An 18,541-nucleotide genomic window follows, 5' to 3' on the forward strand; every position below is an offset into this window, starting at 1 on the left:
AAGGAATCGACATGACAATGACCACCGTCACCACCACCGCCGAAGAGCGCGAGGCCATTCTCGACGCCGTCCGCGAGTTCGCCGAGACCGAGCTCGCACCCTTCTCCGCCGAGCGCGACGAGAAGCACATCTTCCCCCACGAGTCGCTCGGCAAGGCCGGAGAGCTGGGCCTCGGCGGCATCTACGTGAGCGAGGAGTTCGGCGGCACGGGCCTCAGCCGCTCCGACACCGTGGCGATCTTCGAAGAGCTCGCTAAGGGCGATCCCGCCGTCGCCGCCTACATCTCGATCCACAACATGGTGGTGTGGATGATCGACACCTACGGCGACGATGCACAGCGCGGCCGCTGGCTGCCCGACCTCACCGCCATGCAGGAGTTCGGCGGCTACTGCCTGACCGAGCCGGGCGTCGGATCCGATGCCGCGAACGTCGCCACGAGCGCGGTGCGCGACGGGGACGACTACCTCCTCACCGGCGTGAAGCAGTTCATCTCGGGTGCCGGCGAGGCCGCCGTCTACGTGGTGATGGCCCGTACCGGCGAGCCGGGAGCCCGGGGCATCAGTGCCTTCCTCGTTCCCGGCGATGCCGAGGGACTCAGCTTCGGGGCGCCCGAGAAGAAGATGGGCTGGCACGCCCAGCCCACCCGTCAGGTGATCCTCGACGGCGTGCGCATCCCCGCATCCGGAATGCTCGGCGACGAGGGCCGTGGCTTCGCGATCGCGATGTCGGCGCTCAACGGCGGTCGCCTCAACATCGCCGCCTGCTCCATCGGAGGCGCCCAGTGGGCCCTGGATCGGGCGGTGCAGTACGTGCACGAGCGCGTGGCGTTCGGCGAGCCGCTGGCCGAGAAGCAGTCGATCCTGTTCGCGATCGCCGACATGCGCACCGACCTGCAGGCCGCTCGCCTCATGGTGACCGACGGGGCGCTGGCGGTCGACGAGCACGCCCCGGATGCCACGATGCGATGCGCGATGGCCAAGCGCTTCGCCACGGATGCCGGATTCGACGTCGCCAACCGCGCGCTGCAGCTGCACGGCGGCTACGGCTACCTGCAGGACTACGGCATCGAGAAGGTCGTGCGCGACCTGCGGGTGCACCAGATCCTCGAGGGCACGAACGAGATCATGCGCCTGATCGTCGGGCGCGAGATGCTGCGACCGGCGGGATCCGCCTCGATGCGGAGCGCATCATGAGCGAGTCGTCGAGCGTCCGGATCGCCTTCCTCGGACTCGGCCACATGGGGCTGCCGATGGCGAAGAACCTCGTCGCCGCAGGGCACGAGGTGCACGGGTTCGACCTGGTGCCCGCGGCGATCGAGGCGGCGCAGGCCGCCGGCATCCCCGTCGCGGCCAGCGGAGCGGACGCCGTCGCCGACGCCGACGTCGACGTCGTCATCACGATGTTCCCGGCGGGAAGGCACGTGATCGACGCGTACCGCACCGAGCTGCTCGCCGCAGCCCGCCCCGGCACCCTGTTCATCGAGTCGTCGACGATCGCGGTCGACGAGGCCCGTGCCGCCCACGCGCTCGCGCTCGCCGCGGGGCATCGCAATGTCGACGCCCCGGTGTCCGGCGGCGTCGTCGGTGCCGAGAACGGCACGCTCGCGTTCATGGTGGGCGGCTCGGACGAGGACTTCGCCGCCGCACTGCCGGTGCTCGAGATCATGGGCACGCGCATCGTGCACTGCGGGGGGTCGGGGCTCGGCCAGGCCGCGAAGGTGTGCAACAACATGGTGCTCGCCGTCTCGCAGATCGCGGTGGCCGAGGCTTTCGTGCTCGGCGAGCGGCTCGGGCTCGAGCACCAGGCGCTGTTCGACGTGGTGTCGCAGGCGTCCGGTCAGTGCTGGTCCATCACGACCAACTGCCCCGTGCCCGGCCCCGTTCCGACGAGCCCGGCGAACCGCGACTACCGGCCGGGCTTCGCCGGTGCTCTGATGGCGAAGGATCTCGGGCTCGCGCTGCAGGCGATCGAGCAGACGTCGACCGACGCGCGGATGGGGCGGCTCGCCCAGCAGCTCTACGCCGCCTTCGCTGCGGGCGACGGCGCGACCCGCGACTTCTCCGGCATCATCACCGACATCCGCGACGGCAGCGTGTGAGCCGCGCGAGATACTGAGATGACCACGACGGAGAGGCCTTCACGATGACGGAATACGAGACGATCCTGGTCGAGCAGCGCGGACGTGTGGGGTGGATCACCCTGAACCGCCCCGAGGCGCTCAACGCGTTGAACAGTCGCCTCGCCGACGAGGTCACCGCGGCCGCGGTAGCCTTCGACCTCGACGACGGGGTCGGCGCCATCGTCGTGACCGGGTCTGAGAAGGCGTTCGCCGCCGGCGCGGACATCAAGGAGATGGAGGGCATGTCGGCCTCCGAGATGCTCGAGACCGATCATTTCGGCGTCTGGCATGAGTTCGCCGCGGTGCGCACGCCCGTGATCGCCGCCGTCTCGGGGTTCGCACTCGGGGGAGGATGCGAGCTCGCGATGATGTGCGACATCATCCTCGCCGCCGACACCGCGAAGTTCGGGCAGCCCGAGATCAACCTCGGCGTCATTCCCGGCATGGGCGGCACGCAGCGGCTCATCCGTGCCGTGGGCTACTACAAGGCGGCCGAACTCGTGCTGTCCGGTCGGTTCATGGGCGCCGAGGAGGCGGAGCGCTCCGGCCTCGTGTCGCGCGTCGTGCCGGCATCCGACCTCCTCGCCGAGGCTACGAGGCTCGCCGAGACCATCGCGTCGAAATCGCTGCCGTCGGTGTTCGCCGCGAAGGCCGCGCTCGACGCGGCGATGGAGACGACGCTCGCCGATGGCCTCGCCCACGAGAAGCGGGCGTTCGCCGAGCTGTTCGACACCGCAGACCAGAAGGAAGGCATGTCCGCCTTCCGGGAGAAGCGTGCGCCCGACTTCCAGAACCGCTGAGCGCCGCTCCATAACTCCGGAGGACTGCGCCCGTTCCGTGCCGAGCACCCGCCGGCAAGCCCGAGCCCCCTCGGATCTCCGGAGTCATGGAGCAGAGCCTGCACGCAGGCGGCGGGAGACCTCAGCCGCGCAGCGCGTCGACGATCTTCGCGACGCGCCGCTCGCGGGTCGCATCCTGCTTGGCCTCCGCCACCGAGCGGGCGTGCTCTTTGCGCACGGAATAGGGGAGCGCGTCGAAGGCGGCGCGCAGCGCGGTGTCGGCGTCGAGCACCTCCGCGAGGGAGGCGGGCACCTCGACAGTGCGCTCGGCCGCATCCAGCCGGATCACCGCATCGACCTCCTCGTCGATCTCGACGCCGAGGTCGGTGCGCACAGCCTTGCTGAAGCCGATCATGTTCGCACCTCCCATCCGGGCCAGGCGCAGACGGGCGGTGCGTCCTCCGATCGTGACCGCGACGGGGAACGCCTTCCCCGCTCCGAACGAGGCGACCTGCTCGTCGGTGAGGATGATCGCGGCGGCGGGGCCACGGCCTTCGAGGATCGTGTGCAGGCGCAGTTCGCTCATGCCGGCAGTGTACGCCCGCGTCCCTCGGCCTCGGATGCCAGGTGGGCGTTGCGCTCCTCGATCAGGCGTCGCATGTACTCGCGAAGGATCAGACGGTCGACGAGGCGTCCGATCGGACCGAACGGCGAGTGGAAGACGATCGTGTCGCGGGCCAGGGTTCCCTGCGGATGCTCCTCGAACACGTGCTCGTGCTCGAACGCTCCGAACGGCCCGGAGAGCTGCCGATCGCGGAACCCACGCGGCGGGTCGACGTCGTACACGATCGTCCGCAGCCGGAACGGGATGCCGAAGTGCCGTGCTCGCCACGTGACGGTCGACCCCTCCGTGAACACGCCGCCGGCGGGAGCCTCGATCATGGTCTCCCGGTATCGCGCCATCGACCGCAGGTGCATCCCGGGGTCGAGAGCGACTGCGAACACCGTCTCACGCGGTGCGGCGATGACCGTCTCGAGCACGAACGCGGCCATGTCAGAGCGGCTCGGGCTGCGGCCTGGGGTCGGTGAAGTCGCCGGCGGCCTTGCGCATGCGGGCGACGATCGCGACGAGCTCGGCGGCATCCTCGCGGCTCATCCCCGGGTCGGCGAAGACATCGGCGTTCAGGGCGTCCGTGGCGCGAGCGACCAGTTCTCGGCCCGACTCGGTCAGGGCGAGCAGTGCCGCACGGCCGTCGTGCGGGTGCGGTTCGCGCACGATGAGTCCGTCGCGCACGAGGCGCTCCGCGGTGCTCGTGACGGTCGTCGCGTGCACCTGCAGTCGGGCGACGACGCTCGACAGCGGCAGTCGGCCCGACCGGCTGAACGCCAGCAGACGCAGCATCTCGTATCGGGCGAAGCTGAGCGCGAAGGGCTTGAGCGTCGCGTCGACCCGCGCGAGCAGCAGCTGCTGCGCGCGCATGACGGAGGTGACGACGGTCATGCCGTCGGCGGCATCGGTCCATCCGTGCGCGAGCCACTGCCGCTTCGCCTCGGCGAGCGGATCGACGGGCAGCGGACGCGGTCGGTTCACGGTTCTACGGTAGGCCATCGCGTCGCTGCAGCCGGGACCCGGCACCCGGGAGCCGACTGGTGGTCCTCAGTCGCTCGTCGGGTGGAACTCAGTATCAAGGGACTAGAATCGACGCAGTCGTGAGGAGCAATCGATGAAGATCTTCGTCCTGGTCAAAGAGGTGCCGGACACCTATGGCGACCGCAAGCTGAACCTCGAGACCGGCCTCGCCGACAGAGGTGCCGGCGACGTGGTGCTCGATGAGATCACCGAGCGCGCGCTCGAGGTCGCGCTGAGCCATGCCGACAAGAACGAGGGCACCGAGGTGGTCGCGGTCGCGATGGCTCCTGGCGGCTCGACGGCATCGGTGCGCCGAGCGCTCGCGATCGGCGCAGGCTCCGCAGTGCACATCGCCGACGAGCAGCTCGCGGGGGCCGACCTCGGCCTCACTGCCGAGACGCTGGCCGCGGCGATCCGTCGCGGCGAACCCGACCTGGTGATCACCGGCAACCTGTCGACCGACGGCTCGGGCGGCGTCATGGCGGCGATGCTCGCCGAGCACCTGGGGTGGGCGCAGGCGACGGCGCTGACCTCGGTCGAGATCTCCTCGGACGGCATCACCGGAACCCGAGGGGCGGATGCCGGAGCGCAGCCGATCTCGGCATCCCTCCCGGCGGTGATCTCGATCACCGAGGCACTGCCCGACGCGCGCTTCCCCAACTTCAAGGGCATCATGGCGGCGAAGAAGAAGCCGCTCGAGGTGCTCACCCTCGACGACCTCGGTGTCTCCGCGGACCCGGCGGCCGCACCGCGCACCATCATGACGTCGGTCGCCGAGAAGCCGCCGCGCGCGGCCGGCGTGAAGATCGTCGATGAGGGCGATGCCGCCGAGAAGCTGGTCGAGTACCTCGTGCAGAACAGGCTGGTGTGACATGACCTACCCCGAGAACCCCATCCTCGTCCTCGTCGACCTCGACCCCGCGGGCAACCCCGCCAGCAGCACGGCGGCACTGATCGGCGCGGCCTCGACCGTCGGCGCTCCGGTCGCGCTCGTCGTCGGAGGGTCCGCAGACGCGGCGGCTCAGGTCGCCGCGGCCGGAGCGTCGGTCGTGCTCACGGCCGACGGCGACCCGTCAGTGCTCACCGTGCCGATCGTCGATGCACTGCACGCGGCCTTCGAGCAGGTGCGGCCGGATGCTGTGCTGATCTCGAACTCGATCAGCGGACGCGATGTCGCCGGGAGGTTCGCCGTGCGCGCGAAGCTGGCGCTGTCGGTCGACGCCGTCGGCCTCTCGAGGGATGACGAGGGCATCGTCGCCCACCACTCCGTCTACGGAGGCGCGTACCTCACCGACTCGGCTCCCACGTTCGGCGCGCCGGTCATCACGGTGCGTCAGGGCGCGGTCGACGCGCGAGCCGAGGCGGTGGAGTCGCCGACGATCGACGCGCTCTCCGTGTCGGCATCCGGCACCGTCGGGGCGACCGTCGGCGCGGTCGAGGCCGTCGAGTCCACGTCGACGCGGCCTGAGCTGCGCGGCGCCACGCGGGTCGTCTCGGGTGGTCGCGGCCTCGCCTCGAAGGAGAAGTTCGTGCTCGTCGAAGAGCTCGCCGACGCTCTCGGCGCAGCGGTCGGCGCCTCGCGCGCGGCGGTCGACGCCGGCTATATCCCCCAGTCGCATCAGGTCGGTCAGACGGGCGTCTCGGTCTCGCCGCAGCTGTATGTCGCCCTCGGCATCTCGGGTGCGATCCAGCATCGCGCGGGCATGCAGACGGCGAAGAACATCGTCGCGATCAACAAGGACGGCGAGGCGCCGATCTTCGACGTCGCCGACTTCGGCATCGTCGGCGATCTGTTCACGATCGTCCCGCAGGTGATCGCGGCCCTCGAGGCGCGGAAGAAGTAGCCATGGCGACGCGGATGCTCAGGCGCGGGCTCCCGCGCGTTCCCGGCGGCGAGCCGTGGCCTCCCGGCGACATCGCCGTTGAGGCGCCTGCGGATGCCGAGCACGCATCGCCGCTCTCGGCGCCGTCGACCTCGCTCGATGAGTCGGAGGAGGCCGCCCCGGCGGCTGCCGCTCCGGTGGCTACCGTGCCGGAGCCCGAGTCCTCGGTCGTCGAGCACGCGGTGCCGTCTGCGGCGAGTGGCGCGTCCCTTCGCCGGGGCCTTCCGCGCACGCCGGGTGGCGAACCGTGGCCTCCCGCGAGCGTGGCGGCTGTCGCAGGCGCAGGCGCAGGCGCTGCCGCGGCGCGGACATCGTCTTCGAGGCCGGAGCCGGCGGATGCTGCCACCGACGCCGCGGCAGACGTGCCGACCCGGTCCGCCTCGCCGTCCACGCTCGACGAGCCGACGCCTGAGTCGGCCCCGGTCGTCGCGCAGACGGGATCCGTGCGTCGCGGTCTGCCGCGAGTCGCCGGCGGAGATCCGTGGCCCCCGGCGGATACCGTTCCGCTGATCGCAGTCGCCTCGGACGCGGCCTCCTCCATCGCCGCGGACGCCCCGGCAGCCGCGGATGCCCATGCCTCCGCGGATGCAGCCCCCGAGGTCGCGGCATCCGCACCGGCCGCCGCTCCGGCATCCGCACCCACCACGGCCGTCGCCACCGCCGCCGCGTTCGCGCTCGGGGATCCTTCGATCCCGCTGCCCGCTCCCCGCACCGTCTGGAACGGCAGTGCGCCTCGGCACGTCACGGCGACCGCTCCGGCATCCGACCGACCTCGGCCGACCTGGACCCAGGCGATCGCCGTCCTCCTCGGCGCCGCGGCGCTCGGCATCCTGGCGGCCGCTGCCGTGGCGTTCGTGCGGGCGCTGCTGAGCTTCCCGTTCATGCAGGACTTCCTCGCCGCGTTCCCCGGCGAATACGAGCCGGCCGTCGCCGTCGAACCGGGGTTCGCCCCGTGGACCAACTGGGCGCACTTCTTCAACGTGTTCCTGATGGTGCTGATCATCCGGTCGGGCCTCCGCATCCGCAACGAGAAGCGCCCGACCGCGTTCTGGACCCCGCGCAACGATCCCAAGGGCAAGGTCAGCCTGACGATCTGGTTCCACCAGGCGCTCGACATCCTCTGGCTCGTGAACGGCGTGATCTTCGTGGTGCTGCTGTTCGTCACCGGACACTGGGCGCGCATCGTGCCGACGAGCTGGGAGGTCATCCCCAACGCGCTGTCGGCCGCGCTGCAGTACGTGTCGTTCGACTGGCCGACCGAACACGGCTGGGTGAACTACAACAGCCTGCAGCAGCTGGCCTACTTCGTCACGGTGTTCGTCGCGGCTCCCTTGGCGGCGGCGACCGGGTTCCGCATGTCGGGGATGTGGCCGAAGAAGGCCGAGCGTCTCTCGAAGGCCTACCCGATCGAGTGGGCCCGCGCGCTGCACTTCCCGATCATGATCTACTTCGTGGTGTTCATCATCGGCCACGTCGCGCTGGTGTTCCTCACCGGGTTCCTGCGCAACCTCAACCACATGTACGCCTCCTCGGACGCCGTCGGCTGGACCGGGTTCTGGGTCTTCGTGGCATCCCTCGTGGTGATCGCCCTCGGCTGGGTCGCCGCCCGGCCGCTCGTCATCGCCCCGATCGCGAAGCTGTTCGGCACCGTCTCCGGACGTTGACGCGTCCACGATTCAGCCCAGACTGCTTCCGACGCAGCGAAACGGCCCCCTGCCTGAGGCAGGGGGCCGTTCATGCGAAAACGTGAGCGCGAGGGCCACGAGGCGCGGGCTCAGCGCACGAAGCGCACCTCGGTCAGCGTCTCGCCGAGGAACGGCTCGGTGTGGCTGGCGCCGTCGAGCGTGAATCCGTTGCGCGTGTAGAAGCGGTGGGCGCGGGGGTTGTCCTCCGCGACCCACAGGTAGAGAGGTTCGTCCTTCTCGACGGCGGCGTCGAACAGCTTCTGGCCGATGCCCGTGGAGTGGTACGCGTCGAGCAGGTAGATGAAGTACAGCTCGCGGAACGCCGGGGCGTCCTTGTCGCGGGCGGGGCCGGAGCCGACGAACCCGACGATCTCTCCGTCGACGAGCGCGGCGCGCATGGTGAACTCGGGGCCCTGCGAGGCCCAGTGCGTCCACAGCTCGGCCATGCGGCGGGGCGAGACCTTCTCGAGGGCTGCCTTGCTGATCAGGTGGTCGTAGGTCTCGTGCCAGCACTGCGCGTGCACGCGACCCAGGGCTTCCGCATCCACATCACGGACCGGACGGACGATGACTTCAGGCTGGGCTTCGGCGCTCATATCGCGACTCTACGCGCGGGGTCCGCGAAGAGGAAATCGAACGGAAGCGTTCCCGCAGCACCGATATGCCGCTGGAGACATCGCACAACGATGTTCGCGAATCGTTCGTCGCTGGCTACGATCAGTGCTCGTGAACGTGATCTGGCGCACTCTCCTCGTGATCCTCTCCGCCCGTCGCCGCGTGCGGCGAGGCAAGACCCTCGACGCGGGCTCCGTCAGCAGCATCACACTGACGACGCTCCCCACCGACATCGACATCCTGCGCCACATGAACAACGGTCGCTACCTGTCGCTGTTCGACCTCGGTCGCTGGGACCTGCTGATCCGCACGGGGCTGTTCGACGCGATGAACGAGCGCGGCTGGTACGCCGTCGTGTCGAGCGAGACCGTCACCTTCCGCAAGTCCCTGCAGCTCTGGCAGCGGTTCGAGGTGCAGTCCCGGTTCATCGGACACGACGACAAGGCCGTGTTCCTCGAGCACCGAGCCGTCGTCGGCGGCGAGATCTACGCGCGGGTGATCGTGCGCTCGCGGATGCTGCGCCGCACCGGAGGCACGGTCAGCAACGAAGAGCTGTTCGCCGCAGTGGGCAAGCCCGAGGGCGTGCCCGAGATCGATCCGTGGGTGCACGACTGGGCCGCGGCATCCGCTCTGCCTCCCGTGCGCACCTCCGCGCCGAGCGTGTGGAACTGACCCCGTGACCGATCCGTGGGGTCTCGAGACGCGCGCACCGGGCTCGGTGCTGCTGGTGGGATGCGGCAAGCTCGGCGTGCGACTCGGCGAGCGGCTCGTCGAGCAGGGCGCACAGGTCACGGCCATGCGCCGGAGTGCAGGGGAGCTGCCCTTCCCGACGATCGAGGCGGACCTGCGGCATCCGCTCGACCGTGACCTTCCGGCCTTCGACTCGGTCGTGATCACGCTGCCGCCCAGCACCGAGGGCGACTCGATCTATCCACCGGCGCTGCGCGGGCTCGCGAAGGCCCTGCCGTCGATGCCGGAGCGGGTCGTGTTCGTGTCATCGACGCGCGTGTTCGAGGGGCGTCCTGGCGAGACACCGCTGACCGAGCGCGACGCGACGCGGGTCTCGAGCGAGCGAGGCGGCGATCTGGTCGAGGGCGAGCAGCTGGCCATGGAGCTGTTCGGTGCCCGTATCGTGCGGCCCGCCGGCATCTACGGCCCGGGACGCGACTTCCTCATCCGACGGGTGCGAGAGGCGGCACCGGTCGACCACACGCGTCGCACGAACCGGATCCACGAGACGGACCTCGTGCGGCTGCTCGAGGCGATGCTGCGCGCCGACTCCGCGCCGCCGCTGATCCACGCCGTCGATCGGGAGCCGGTGCTGCTCGGGGACGTGGTCGCGCATATCGCCACCCGGCTCGGCGTCGAGCCGCCGCCGCACCTCGACCCCGAGGTCGGCGGCGGGACGGTGCTCGACGGGCATCTGCTGCAGGAGTTCCTCGGCGATCTCGACTACCCGACGTTCCGCGAGGGATACGACGAGATGATCGCCGCGCTCTGAGCGGTTCCACCTCTTCCGGTCGCAGTTCGTGTCGCCCGCCCGCGCGTTCGACGGCACGAACTGCGGCCGGAACCGCACGACGCGATCGTCGCTCAGGGCCAGGCGCTCACCGCGGTCCTAGGCTGAGCTCATGGCCGACCCGATGCCCTCCACGGATCCCGAATCCGTCTCGCTCGCGGACCGTGCGGTCGAGCTCGCGCGCCGCTGGGTGATCGAGGCCGCGGCCGCCGATGTCGATCCGGCGGCCGAGCGCCTGGCCGGTGTGCTGCAGGATGCCAACGGGCTGCCGTTCACGCTCGGATTCGTCGACGGGGTCATGCGCCCCGAGAGCCTGAGCGCCGCGGCATCCCAGCTGCACCGCATCGCCCCGATCGTGCCCGAGTTCCTGCCGTGGTACCTGCGGTCGGCCGTGCGCATCGGCGGCGGAGTCGCACAGATGCTGCCGAGCCCCGTGGTGCCCATCGCCCGCCGGGTGCTGCGCGAGATGGTCGGTCACCTCGTCGTCGACGCCCGACCGGCGAAGCTCGGTCCTGCGATCGCGAAGATCCGCGAATCGGGCGCACGACTCAACCTCAATCTGCTGGGAGAGGCCGTGCTCGGCGAGGCCGAGGCGCAGCGGCGGCTCGACGGCATCCATGAGCTGATCCGTCGTCCCGATGTCGACTACGTCTCGGTGAAGGTGTCGGCGATCGTCAGCCACATCTCGATGTGGGCGTTCGACGAGGTCGTGCAGTCGGTCGTCGAGCGACTCCTTCCGCTGTATCTGACCGCCGCGGCGGATCGCACCTTCATCAACCTCGACATGGAGGAGTATCGCGACCTCGATCTGACGATCGCGGTGTTCACGCGCATCCTCGAGGATCCGCGGCTCGAAGGTCTCGAGGCCGGCATCGTGCTGCAGGCCTATCTGCCCGACGCCCTGCCGGCGCTGCAGCAGCTCACCGCCTGGGCTCGCGAGCGCGTCGACCACGGCGGCGCCCCCATCAAGGTGCGGCTCGTCAAGGGAGCCAACCTCGCGATGGAGCGGGTCGAGGCGCGGATGCACGGATGGACGCAGGCGACGTACGACACGAAGCTCGACACCGACGCCAACTATCTGCGCTGCCTCGACTGGGCGCTGCGCCCCGAGAACGTCGCCGCCGTGCGTCTGGGGATCGCGGGTCACAACCTGTTCGGCATCGCCTATGCGTGGCTGCTCGCGGGGGAGCGGGGTGTCCGCGCTCTCGACCCGGGATCGGCGACCGCCGCGAACTCGCAGCCGCCGATCGAATTCGAGATGCTCCTCGGCATGGCGCAGGGGCAGGTGCAGGCCGTCTCCCGCGAGGTCGGCGAGGTGCTTCTCTATGTCCCGGTCGTGAAGCCGAGCGAGTTCGACGTCGCCATCAGCTACCTGGTGCGGAGGCTCGAAGAGAACGCGTCGAGCGACAACTTCCTGTCCGCAGCATTCCGCCTCGGTGACGATGAGGCGCTGTTCGTGCGTGAGCGCGACAGGTTCCTCGATGCGGTCGACCGCTCGGCGTCCCCGACGCTGCAGGTGGGGGCGCTGCGCAGCCAGGACCGACTCGCACCCGTGCACGAGTCCATGCGGCCCGTGCCCGTGGCGCCTGCGCCCGAGGAGGGGCTGACCCAGGCGGTGCTCGGAATCTCGCGCGGATCGGATGACCCGACCGGGCCGTTCCTGGAGACCGCGGTCTACGCCCCACGCGAGATCGATGAGGCGACCGGCGGCGCGCCGGGCTTCGCGAACACGCCCGACAGCGACCCGTCGCTTCCGGCCAACCGGGACTGGGCCCGCGAGATCACCGCCCGGATCGACGACTCCACCCTCGGCGTCTCGACGATCGAGGCCGCCCGGATCGACGATGCGGACACGCTCGAGGCCACGATCGCGGGCGTGCACGACGCCGCGGCGCTCTGGGGTGCTCGCCCCGCCGCCGAGCGGGCCGAAGTGCTGCTGCGCGCGGCCGCCGCTCTGGAAGGGCGCCGCGGAGACCTGATCGAGGTCGCCGCCTCCGAGACCGGCAAGGTCTTCGCCGAGGCCGACGTCGAGGTCAGCGAGGCCGTGGACTTCGCGCGCTACTACGCCGCCAAGGCGCGGGAGTTGGATGCCGTCGCCGGCGCCACGTTCGACCCGGCGCGCGTGACGGTCGTCACCCCACCGTGGAACTTCCCTCTCGCGATCCCCGCGGGCGGCGTGCTCGCCGCGCTCGCCGCGGGCTCCGGAGTCGTCTTCAAGCCGGCTCCGCAGGCTCGCCGCTGCGCGGCGGTCATCGCCGAGACGCTCTGGGAGGTCGGCGTTCCCCGCGACGTGCTCGCCCTCGTCGACATCGAAGAGGGCGATCTCGGCCGTGAGCTGATCTCGCACGAGTCCGTCGATCGGGTCATCCTCACCGGTTCGTGGGAGACGGCGGCGCTGTTCCGCTCGTGGCGCCCCGAACTTCCGCTGCTCGCCGAGACCAGCGGCAAGAACGCGATGATCATCACACCCTCGGCTGATCTCGATCTCGCGGTCGCCGATCTGGTGCGCAGCGCCTTCGGGCACGCGGGGCAGAAGTGCTCGGCGGCCTCCCTCGCGATCCTCGTCGGACCCGTCGGACGCTCCCAGCGCTTCGCCCGTCAGCTGGCCGATGCCACTCGGTCGCTGCATGTCGGCTGGCCCACCGATCCGCTCGCCGAGGTCGGACCCGTGATCGAGCGACCCGAGGGCAAGCTCGCGTGGGCGCTCACCGAGCTCGAAGGCGACGAGCAGTGGCTCATCGAGCCCGCCGTCTCGACCGACGACCCCACGGGGCGCCTCTGGCGACCCGGCATCCGTGTGGGAGTGCAGCCGGGTTCTCGGTTCCACACCGAGGAGTTCTTCGGCCCGGTGCTCGGCGTCATGCACGCGCCGACGCTGGAGCGGGCGATCGATCTGCAGAATGCGGTCGAGTACGGTCTGACCGCCGGACTGCACACGCAGGACCCGGCTGAGCTCGCGCTCTGGCTCGACCGCGTGCAGGCCGGCAACCTCTACGTGAACCGGGGCATCACCGGTGCGATCGTGCAGCGCCAGCCGTTCGGCGGGTGGAAGCGCTCCTCGGTGGGCCCCGGCGCCAAGGCCGGCGGCCCGAACTACCTCATCGGACTCGGATCCTGGCGGTCGAGCGGGTCCGGCACCGTCTCGAGCACTCTCCATCTGCGCGGGCTGGACTCGCGCATCACCGACCTCATCGAGTCAGCGCAGCCGTCGCTCGACTTCGAGGCCTTCGAGTGGCTGCGTCGTTCTGCGCTCTCGGATGCGCTCGCCTGGGACCGCGAGTTCGGGCAGGTGCGCGACGTGTCGCACCTCGGGATCGAGCGCAACCTGTTCCGCTACCGCCCGGTTCCGGTCGCGATCAGAGCCACCGCGGATGCCGGCTGGCAGGAGCTGCTGCGCGTCGTCGTCGCCGCGGTGCGCGCCGGCGCCCGGTTCGTGCTCTCGACGCCCGTCGGTCTTCCGGCGCCGGTTCGCCGCGCTCTCGGCGAGCTCGGCGCCGTCGTCCACATGGAGAGCGACGACGAGTGGATCGAGCGGATGCGGCGGCGCGGCGAGCAGTCGTCCGCGACGCTCGAATCCCTCGACGACGAATTGCGACCGAGCCGGGTGCGACTGGTCGGGCCCCGCGACTCCGTGGCAGCGCTGCACCGCGCACTGGCGACAGCCGTCGGCGGCGATCCCGACCTCGCGGTGTACGACGGCGAGGTCACCTCCGCCGGGCGCATCGAGCTGCTGCCCTTCGTGCACGAGCAGGCCATCGCGATCACCGCGCACCGCTACGGCAACCCCGACGCCTGGAGCGCTTCCGTCATCTGACGCCGCGCGAGCGCGGTGTAAAGAATTCTTGACACAGCGGCTGCCGCAGGCGTAACCTCGTGTCAAGAATCTTTTACACGGGAGGGTGTCATGGTCTACGAGGAGCGCAACGTCTGGGTCGGTCTCGTCGTCAGCCTGATCGCCATCACGGCGTACGTCGTCGTGGTGCTGCAGCAGGCGGCCGGCGGTCCCGTGACCGAGGTCGACTGGCCGCCGCTGATGCTGTGGATGATCGGCGGCGGAATCGTCGTGACCATCGCGATCAGCATCATCTGGGGCATGATCGCCGGCGCCCGCGACCCCGACGGCGTGGGCAGGTCCGACATCCGCGATCGGGACATCGGTCGCATGGGGAGTCGTGTCGAGCAGGCGTTCGTGGCCATCGCGGGCACCGGCGTGATCCTGCTCTGCGCGATGAACGCGGACGTCTTCTGGATCGCCCACGCCATGTTCGCGGGCTTCGTGATCGCGACGATCGTGGGCGGGATCGCGCGGGTCGTGGCCTATCGAAGGGGTCTCGTCTGATGGTCAAGCCGACGCTCGTCTCCAACCGCATCCGTGCGCATCGGGAGGCCGCCGGTCTGACCCAGGCCGAGCTCGCCCGCCGCGTCGGCGTGACTCGCCAGACGCTGATCGCGATCGAGCAGGAGAAGTACTCGCCGACCCTCGAACTGGCCTTTCAGATCGCCCGGGCATTCGGCGTCGGCATCGACGACCTGTTCCAGTACCCCGAGCCCACGACCACGGAGGTGTGAGATGACCGAGACGATGCCTGCCTGGGTGCGTGAGACGTACGGCCCGTCCGACGGAGTGCACCTCGAGCAGATCCCCGTTCCGATCCCGCGTCCGGGCGAGGTGGTGCTGCGCGTCGAGGCGACCGCCCTCAACGCCGGTGATATCCGCCTCATGCTCGGAGACCCCCTGCTCGTGCGTCCGGTCTTCGGCCTGACGCGCCCGAAGCATCCGGTGCGGGGAATGGAGGTGGCCGGCACCGTCGTCGCCGTCGGATCCCAGGAGATCGGCGCCGAGGTCGGCGAGCGCGTGGTGGGCGAGCTCGTCGGAGGAGGGGGACTCGCATCGCATGTCGCTGTGCCCGCGACGCGCCTCGTCCCGATCCCGCCGGATGTGACCTCCGTGACTGCGGCCTGCCTGCCGATCGCCGCAGGTACCGCATGGCAGGCCCTCGACCACGCGGGGACCGGCTTCCGCTCCGTCAGGCACACTGCGGCGGGCCATGTCCCTCGAGTCCTGGTGCTCGGCGCCTCCGGGGGAGTGGGCACCTTCGTGGTGCAGCTCGCGGCGCTGCGCGGTGCCGAGGTCTGGGCGACGTGCGGTGAACGCAACGCGCGCCTCGTCGAGCACCTCGGCGCCGTGCGCACCCTCGACCACCGTTGCTCGCCGCTGACGGAGCTGCCCGCAGCGCACTTCGACGCGGTGATCGACATCGCCGGAGGGATGCCGCTGCGCGACCTGCAGCGCCTCGTGATCTCCGGCGGACGGGTGGTGCTCGTGACGGGTGACGGCGGCCCCGTGCTGGGCCCGATCCCGCGGATGGTGAAGGCGGCGTTCCTGTCGATCGGTTCGAGCCGCCGCATCCGCCCGCTCGCGGCGAGCCCTCGTCCGGAGATCCTCGCGAAGCTGCTCGAGCTCACCGCCGAGGGGCGGATCACACCCGTGATCGAGCGCGAATTCGGATTCGACGAGGCCCGCGCGGCCCTCGCGCACCTCGAAGCCGGTCATACGGTCGGCAAGGTCGTCGTCCGCGGAGCCTGAGCGAGAAGCGCCTGCGCTCTGGCGGCGTCCAGGGGGCGGGTGACAGAATGGATGCTGGCGTGCCCGAGTCGCATCTTCCCCGGGCGCCGTCTCTCATCGAGCGGCGCGGGTCGAAGGACCGCCGGGCCCCTGGACAGCGTCCGCCGCATCCGTTCGAGGAGCCCCATGTCTGTCGAAACCACTGCGCCGGCATCCGAGACCGCAGCTCCGGTCCGCACCGCACACCACCGTCACTACCTGATGTGCACGCCGTCGCACTTCACGGTGAACTACTCGATCAACCCGTGGATGGAGCCCTCGAAGCCGACCGACACGGCCAGGGCGGTCGAGCAGTGGCAGAAGCTGCACGACCTGTACCTCGAGCTCGGCCATGAGGTCGAGCTGATCGAGCCTCTCGCCGGGTTCCCCGACATGGTCTACACGGCGAACGGCGGGTTCCTGATCGACGGCCGCGCCTACGTGCCGAAGTTCCGCTTCGTCGAGCGCCAGGGCGAGGCGCCCGCGTTCGCCGACTGGTTCCGCGCCGCGGGCTACGACACCGTGATCCCCGAAGAGGTCAACGAGGGCGAGGGCGACTTCCTGCTCGTCGGCGACGTGATCCTCGCCGGCACGGGGTTCCGCTCGACCGGCGACAGCCACCGCGAGGTCGGCGACGTCTTCGGCCGTGAGGTCGTGTCGCTCAACCTGGTCGACCCGCGCTTCTACCACCTGGACACCGCGATCGCGGTGCTCGACCCCGTGCAGGGCGTAGAGAACGGCGGCCCCGAGCGCGCGAACATCGCGTATCTGCCCGGCGCGTTCGATGACGAGAGCCGGGCGATCCTCGAGGAGCGCTTCCCCGAGGCGATCCTCGTGTCCGACGAGGACGGATCCGTCTTCGGTCTCAACTCCGCGAGCGACGGCTACAACGTGATCATCTCGCCGCGCGCGAAGGGCTTCGAGAAGCAGCTGCGCGAGCGCGGCTACAACCCGATCATGATCGACCTGTCCGAGCTGCTGCTCGGCGGCGGCGGCATCAAGTGCTGCACCCTCGAACTGCGCGGTGCGGTGTGACCGCCGTCGACCCGGGCGTGAGCGCCGAGGTGACGGCGGAGCCGCACGTCGCCCACAACTACCACCCGCTGCCGGTCAACATCGCCCGGGGTGAGGGTGCGTGGGTGACGGATGTCGAGGGCAAGCGGTACCTCGATCTGCTCGCCGCCTATTCGGCGGTGAACTTCGGGCACCGGCATCCGGCTCTCGTGGCGGCCCTGACCGAGCAGCTCGGTCGCGTCACCCTCACGAGCCGCGCCTTCATGAGCGATCGGCTCGAGCCGTTCGCCGCCGCGCTGTCGACTCTCGCCGGCAAAGACATGGTGCTGCCGATGAACACCGGCGCCGAAGCGGTCGAGACCGGCATCAAGGTCGCTCGCGCATGGGGGTATCGCGTCAAGGGCATCGCGGACGACCAGGCGCGCATCATCGTCGCGGCCGGCAACTTCCACGGCCGCACCACGACCATCGTCAGCTTCAGCGACGACCCCGAGGCGCGGACGGACTTCGGCCCGTACACGCCGGGATTCGACGTGGTTCCCTATGGGGACGCGGATGCCGTCGCAGCGGCCATCACCGAGAACACCGCCGCCGTGCTGATCGAGCCGATCCAGGGCGAGGGCGGAGTGGTGATCCCCCCGGAGGGATACCTGCGCCGCATCCGCGAGATCTGCGACGAGAAGAACGTGCTGTTCATCGCCGATGAGATCCAGTCGGGTCTCGGCCGGGTCGGCGAGACCTTCGCCTGCGATCGGGAGGGCGTCGTGCCCGACCTGTATCTCCTGGGCAAGGCGCTGGGCGGCGGGATCCTTCCGGTGTCGGCGGTCGTCGGCGACGCGGATGTGCTCGGAGTCATCCGCCCGGGTGAACACGGTTCGACGTTCGGGGGCAACCCGCTCGCCGCGGCCGTCGGCCTGCGGGTCGTCGAGATGCTCGAGTCCGGGGAGTTCCAGGAGCGCGCTCGCGCACTCGGCGCCCACCTCGCCGCCGGCCTCGAGCCGCTGATCGGGCACGGGGTGACCGAGGTGCGCATCGCCGGGCTGTGGGCCGGCGTCGACATCGACCCCGCCAAGGGGACCGGCCGCGAGATCGCGGAGAAGCTCCTCGACCGGGGTGTGCTCGTCAAGGACACCCACGGTCAGACGATCCGCATCGCCCCTCCGCTGGTGATCCGCGCGACCGAACTCGACTGGGCGGTCGAGCAGCTGAAGCTGGTTCTCGGGGCGTGACGCCCTGTCCGCCGGGCGACACGCCCGGCGGACAGCCCGGATTTGCCGGAACCCCGGAACCCACGTAACTTATTACTTGTTCGCCCCACAGGGAAGCGGAGAGGCCGAGAGCCTTACCCCCCTCAAGCGGAGAACCACCTCCACTCGATCAGCTCCTCGGAGCAGATCGCAGACACACTTCTGTCTGACCTGGAGCTTCCACTTCGGAGAAACGGTCGATTTGACAGCGACTCCGGAACGGATAAGCTAGTGAAGTTGCCTCGGCGGCCTTGAGCCCCGAGCTGCAGATCTGGTTCTGAGCCTCACGGCGTGTCGATTTGACAGGCCGAATGGCACAGATAAGATAGAGAAGTTGCCCTTCGGGCCTGGTTGTGATGACTGGGTCGTGGGAGCATCCGATCCTTGAGAACTCAACAGCGTGCACTTGTCAAATGCCAAATAACCTCGATTCAGCTTCGGCTGG

The 18,541-nt window shown here is 70.0% G+C and carries 18 protein-coding genes; 14 read left to right on the plus strand and 4 right to left on the minus strand.

What is annotated here, in order from left to right; all coding sequences use genetic code 11:
• Window positions 1-11: 11 nt before the first annotated feature.
• The 3 genes from ASE34_RS17350 to ASE34_RS17360 are packed head-to-tail and all read left to right on the plus strand — an operon-like array spanning window position 12 to window position 2,919.
• Window positions 12-1,193 (plus strand): acyl-CoA dehydrogenase family protein, encoded by a 1,182-nt coding sequence (locus tag ASE34_RS17350; protein ID WP_056280631.1) that lies wholly within the window; start codon window positions 12-14, stop codon window positions 1,191-1,193.
• The gene (mmsB, locus tag ASE34_RS17355) at window positions 1,190-2,098 is read left to right on the plus strand and encodes a 3-hydroxyisobutyrate dehydrogenase (RefSeq protein WP_056280634.1); all 909 of its coding nucleotides are present in this window, start codon (window positions 1,190-1,192) and stop codon (window positions 2,096-2,098) included. The genes ASE34_RS17350 and mmsB overlap by 4 nt, the downstream gene beginning before the upstream one ends.
• 44 nt (window positions 2,099-2,142) lie before the next feature.
• A complete protein-coding gene (locus tag ASE34_RS17360; protein ID WP_053097849.1) occupies window positions 2,143-2,919 on the plus strand; it encodes an enoyl-CoA hydratase-related protein in 777 nt (258 codons plus the stop codon).
• A 121-nt stretch (window positions 2,920-3,040) separates the two neighbouring features.
• Here the strand turns inward: ASE34_RS17360 and ASE34_RS17365 are convergent, their stop codons facing one another.
• The 3 genes from ASE34_RS17365 to ASE34_RS17375 are packed head-to-tail and all read right to left on the minus strand — an operon-like array spanning window position 3,041 to window position 4,489.
• Complete coding sequence (locus ASE34_RS17365; RefSeq protein ID WP_056280637.1) at window positions 3,041-3,484, minus strand: YdeI/OmpD-associated family protein; 444 nt, start codon at window positions 3,482-3,484, stop codon at window positions 3,041-3,043.
• Entirely contained in the window at window positions 3,481-3,951 is a 471-nt protein-coding gene (locus ASE34_RS17370; RefSeq protein WP_053097845.1) for an SRPBCC family protein, read from the minus strand. The genes ASE34_RS17365 and ASE34_RS17370 overlap by 4 nt, the downstream gene beginning before the upstream one ends.
• 1 nt (window position 3,952) lies before the next feature.
• Window positions 3,953-4,489: a MarR family winged helix-turn-helix transcriptional regulator gene (locus tag ASE34_RS17375; protein WP_053099260.1), complete on the minus strand. Its 537-nt coding sequence runs from the start codon at window positions 4,487-4,489 to the stop codon at window positions 3,953-3,955.
• A gap of 133 nt (window positions 4,490-4,622) precedes the next feature.
• Between ASE34_RS17375 and ASE34_RS17380 the strand changes: the two genes are divergently transcribed.
• The 3 genes from ASE34_RS17380 to ASE34_RS17390 are packed head-to-tail and all read left to right on the plus strand — an operon-like array spanning window position 4,623 to window position 8,075.
• Window positions 4,623-5,399, plus strand: coding sequence for an electron transfer flavoprotein subunit beta/FixA family protein (locus ASE34_RS17380; RefSeq protein WP_053097843.1), 777 nt, complete (start codon window positions 4,623-4,625; stop codon window positions 5,397-5,399).
• Window position 5,400: 1 nt separating this feature from the next.
• Window positions 5,401-6,372, plus strand: coding sequence for an electron transfer flavoprotein subunit alpha/FixB family protein (locus tag ASE34_RS17385; protein ID WP_056280640.1), 972 nt, complete (start codon window positions 5,401-5,403; stop codon window positions 6,370-6,372).
• Window positions 6,373-6,374: 2 nt separating this feature from the next.
• Entirely contained in the window at window positions 6,375-8,075 is a 1,701-nt protein-coding gene (locus ASE34_RS17390; RefSeq protein WP_056280643.1) for a cytochrome b/b6 domain-containing protein, read from the plus strand.
• A gap of 110 nt (window positions 8,076-8,185) precedes the next feature.
• On the opposite strand, the gene ASE34_RS17395 is transcribed toward ASE34_RS17390, so the two are convergent.
• Window positions 8,186-8,692 carry a GNAT family N-acetyltransferase gene (locus ASE34_RS17395; protein WP_053097837.1) on the minus strand — a complete coding sequence of 169 codons (507 nt, stop codon included), beginning with the start codon at window positions 8,690-8,692 and terminating at the stop codon, window positions 8,186-8,188.
• 130 nt (window positions 8,693-8,822) lie between these two features.
• Here ASE34_RS17395 and ASE34_RS17400 point away from each other — a divergent pair, with 130 nt between their 5' ends.
• From ASE34_RS17400 to rocD, 8 genes are all read left to right on the plus strand, one after another.
• Window positions 8,823-9,383 carry an acyl-CoA thioesterase gene (locus ASE34_RS17400; RefSeq protein WP_056280685.1) on the plus strand — a complete coding sequence of 187 codons (561 nt, stop codon included), beginning with the start codon at window positions 8,823-8,825 and terminating at the stop codon, window positions 9,381-9,383.
• Window positions 9,384-9,387: 4 nt separating this feature from the next.
• Window positions 9,388-10,212, plus strand: a complete 825-nt coding sequence (locus ASE34_RS17405; RefSeq protein WP_233277247.1) for a hypothetical protein — start codon at window positions 9,388-9,390, stop codon at window positions 10,210-10,212.
• 130 nt (window positions 10,213-10,342) lie between these two features.
• The gene (locus ASE34_RS17410; protein ID WP_056280645.1) at window positions 10,343-14,044 is read left to right on the plus strand and encodes a proline dehydrogenase family protein; all 3,702 of its coding nucleotides are present in this window, start codon (window positions 10,343-10,345) and stop codon (window positions 14,042-14,044) included.
• Between the two features lie 90 nt (window positions 14,045-14,134).
• Window positions 14,135-14,569 (plus strand): hypothetical protein, encoded by a 435-nt coding sequence (locus ASE34_RS17415; protein ID WP_056280648.1) that lies wholly within the window; start codon window positions 14,135-14,137, stop codon window positions 14,567-14,569.
• On the plus strand, window positions 14,569-14,799 hold the full coding sequence (locus ASE34_RS17420) for a helix-turn-helix transcriptional regulator (RefSeq protein ID WP_053097831.1): 231 nt from the start codon (window positions 14,569-14,571) through the stop codon (window positions 14,797-14,799). The genes ASE34_RS17415 and ASE34_RS17420 overlap by 1 nt, the downstream gene beginning before the upstream one ends.
• A gap of 1 nt (window position 14,800) precedes the next feature.
• A complete protein-coding gene (locus ASE34_RS17425) occupies window positions 14,801-15,817 on the plus strand; it encodes an NAD(P)-dependent alcohol dehydrogenase (protein WP_056280652.1) in 1,017 nt (338 codons plus the stop codon).
• Window positions 15,818-15,982: 165 nt separating this feature from the next.
• Entirely contained in the window at window positions 15,983-16,870 is an 888-nt protein-coding gene (gene ddaH / locus ASE34_RS17430; protein ID WP_053097827.1) for a dimethylargininase, read from the plus strand.
• Complete coding sequence (rocD, locus tag ASE34_RS17435) at window positions 16,867-18,078, plus strand: ornithine--oxo-acid transaminase (RefSeq protein ID WP_056280654.1); 1,212 nt, start codon at window positions 16,867-16,869, stop codon at window positions 18,076-18,078. Before ddaH ends, rocD begins: the two co-directional genes overlap by 4 nt.
• Window positions 18,079-18,541 lie beyond the last annotated feature (463 nt).

The organism is Microbacterium sp. Root280D1, assembly GCF_001428975.1.
GTDB lineage: Bacteria > Actinomycetota > Actinomycetes > Actinomycetales > Microbacteriaceae > Microbacterium.

Coding starts and splice junctions, on each gene's coding strand:
- ASE34_RS17415 (WP_056280648.1), top strand. CDS start 14,135: ATGGTCTACGAGGAGCGCAACGTCTGGGTCGGTCTCGTCGTCAGCCTG.
- ASE34_RS17360 (WP_053097849.1), top strand. CDS start 2,143: ATGACGGAATACGAGACGATCCTGGTCGAGCAGCGCGGACGTGTGGGG.
- ASE34_RS17365 (WP_056280637.1), bottom strand. CDS start 3,484: ATGAGCGAACTGCGCCTGCACACGATCCTCGAAGGCCGTGGCCCCGCC.
- ASE34_RS17350 (WP_056280631.1), top strand. CDS start 12: ATGACAATGACCACCGTCACCACCACCGCCGAAGAGCGCGAGGCCATT.
- ASE34_RS17395 (WP_053097837.1), bottom strand. CDS start 8,692: ATGAGCGCCGAAGCCCAGCCTGAAGTCATCGTCCGTCCGGTCCGTGAT.
- ASE34_RS17370 (WP_053097845.1), bottom strand. CDS start 3,951: ATGGCCGCGTTCGTGCTCGAGACGGTCATCGCCGCACCGCGTGAGACG.
- ASE34_RS17425 (WP_056280652.1), top strand. CDS start 14,801: ATGACCGAGACGATGCCTGCCTGGGTGCGTGAGACGTACGGCCCGTCC.
- ASE34_RS17420 (WP_053097831.1), top strand. CDS start 14,569: ATGGTCAAGCCGACGCTCGTCTCCAACCGCATCCGTGCGCATCGGGAG.
- ddaH (WP_053097827.1), top strand. CDS start 15,983: ATGTCTGTCGAAACCACTGCGCCGGCATCCGAGACCGCAGCTCCGGTC.
- mmsB (WP_056280634.1), top strand. CDS start 1,190: ATGAGCGAGTCGTCGAGCGTCCGGATCGCCTTCCTCGGACTCGGCCAC.
- ASE34_RS17410 (WP_056280645.1), top strand. CDS start 10,343: ATGGCCGACCCGATGCCCTCCACGGATCCCGAATCCGTCTCGCTCGCG.
- ASE34_RS17380 (WP_053097843.1), top strand. CDS start 4,623: ATGAAGATCTTCGTCCTGGTCAAAGAGGTGCCGGACACCTATGGCGAC.
- ASE34_RS17390 (WP_056280643.1), top strand. CDS start 6,375: ATGGCGACGCGGATGCTCAGGCGCGGGCTCCCGCGCGTTCCCGGCGGC.
- ASE34_RS17385 (WP_056280640.1), top strand. CDS start 5,401: ATGACCTACCCCGAGAACCCCATCCTCGTCCTCGTCGACCTCGACCCC.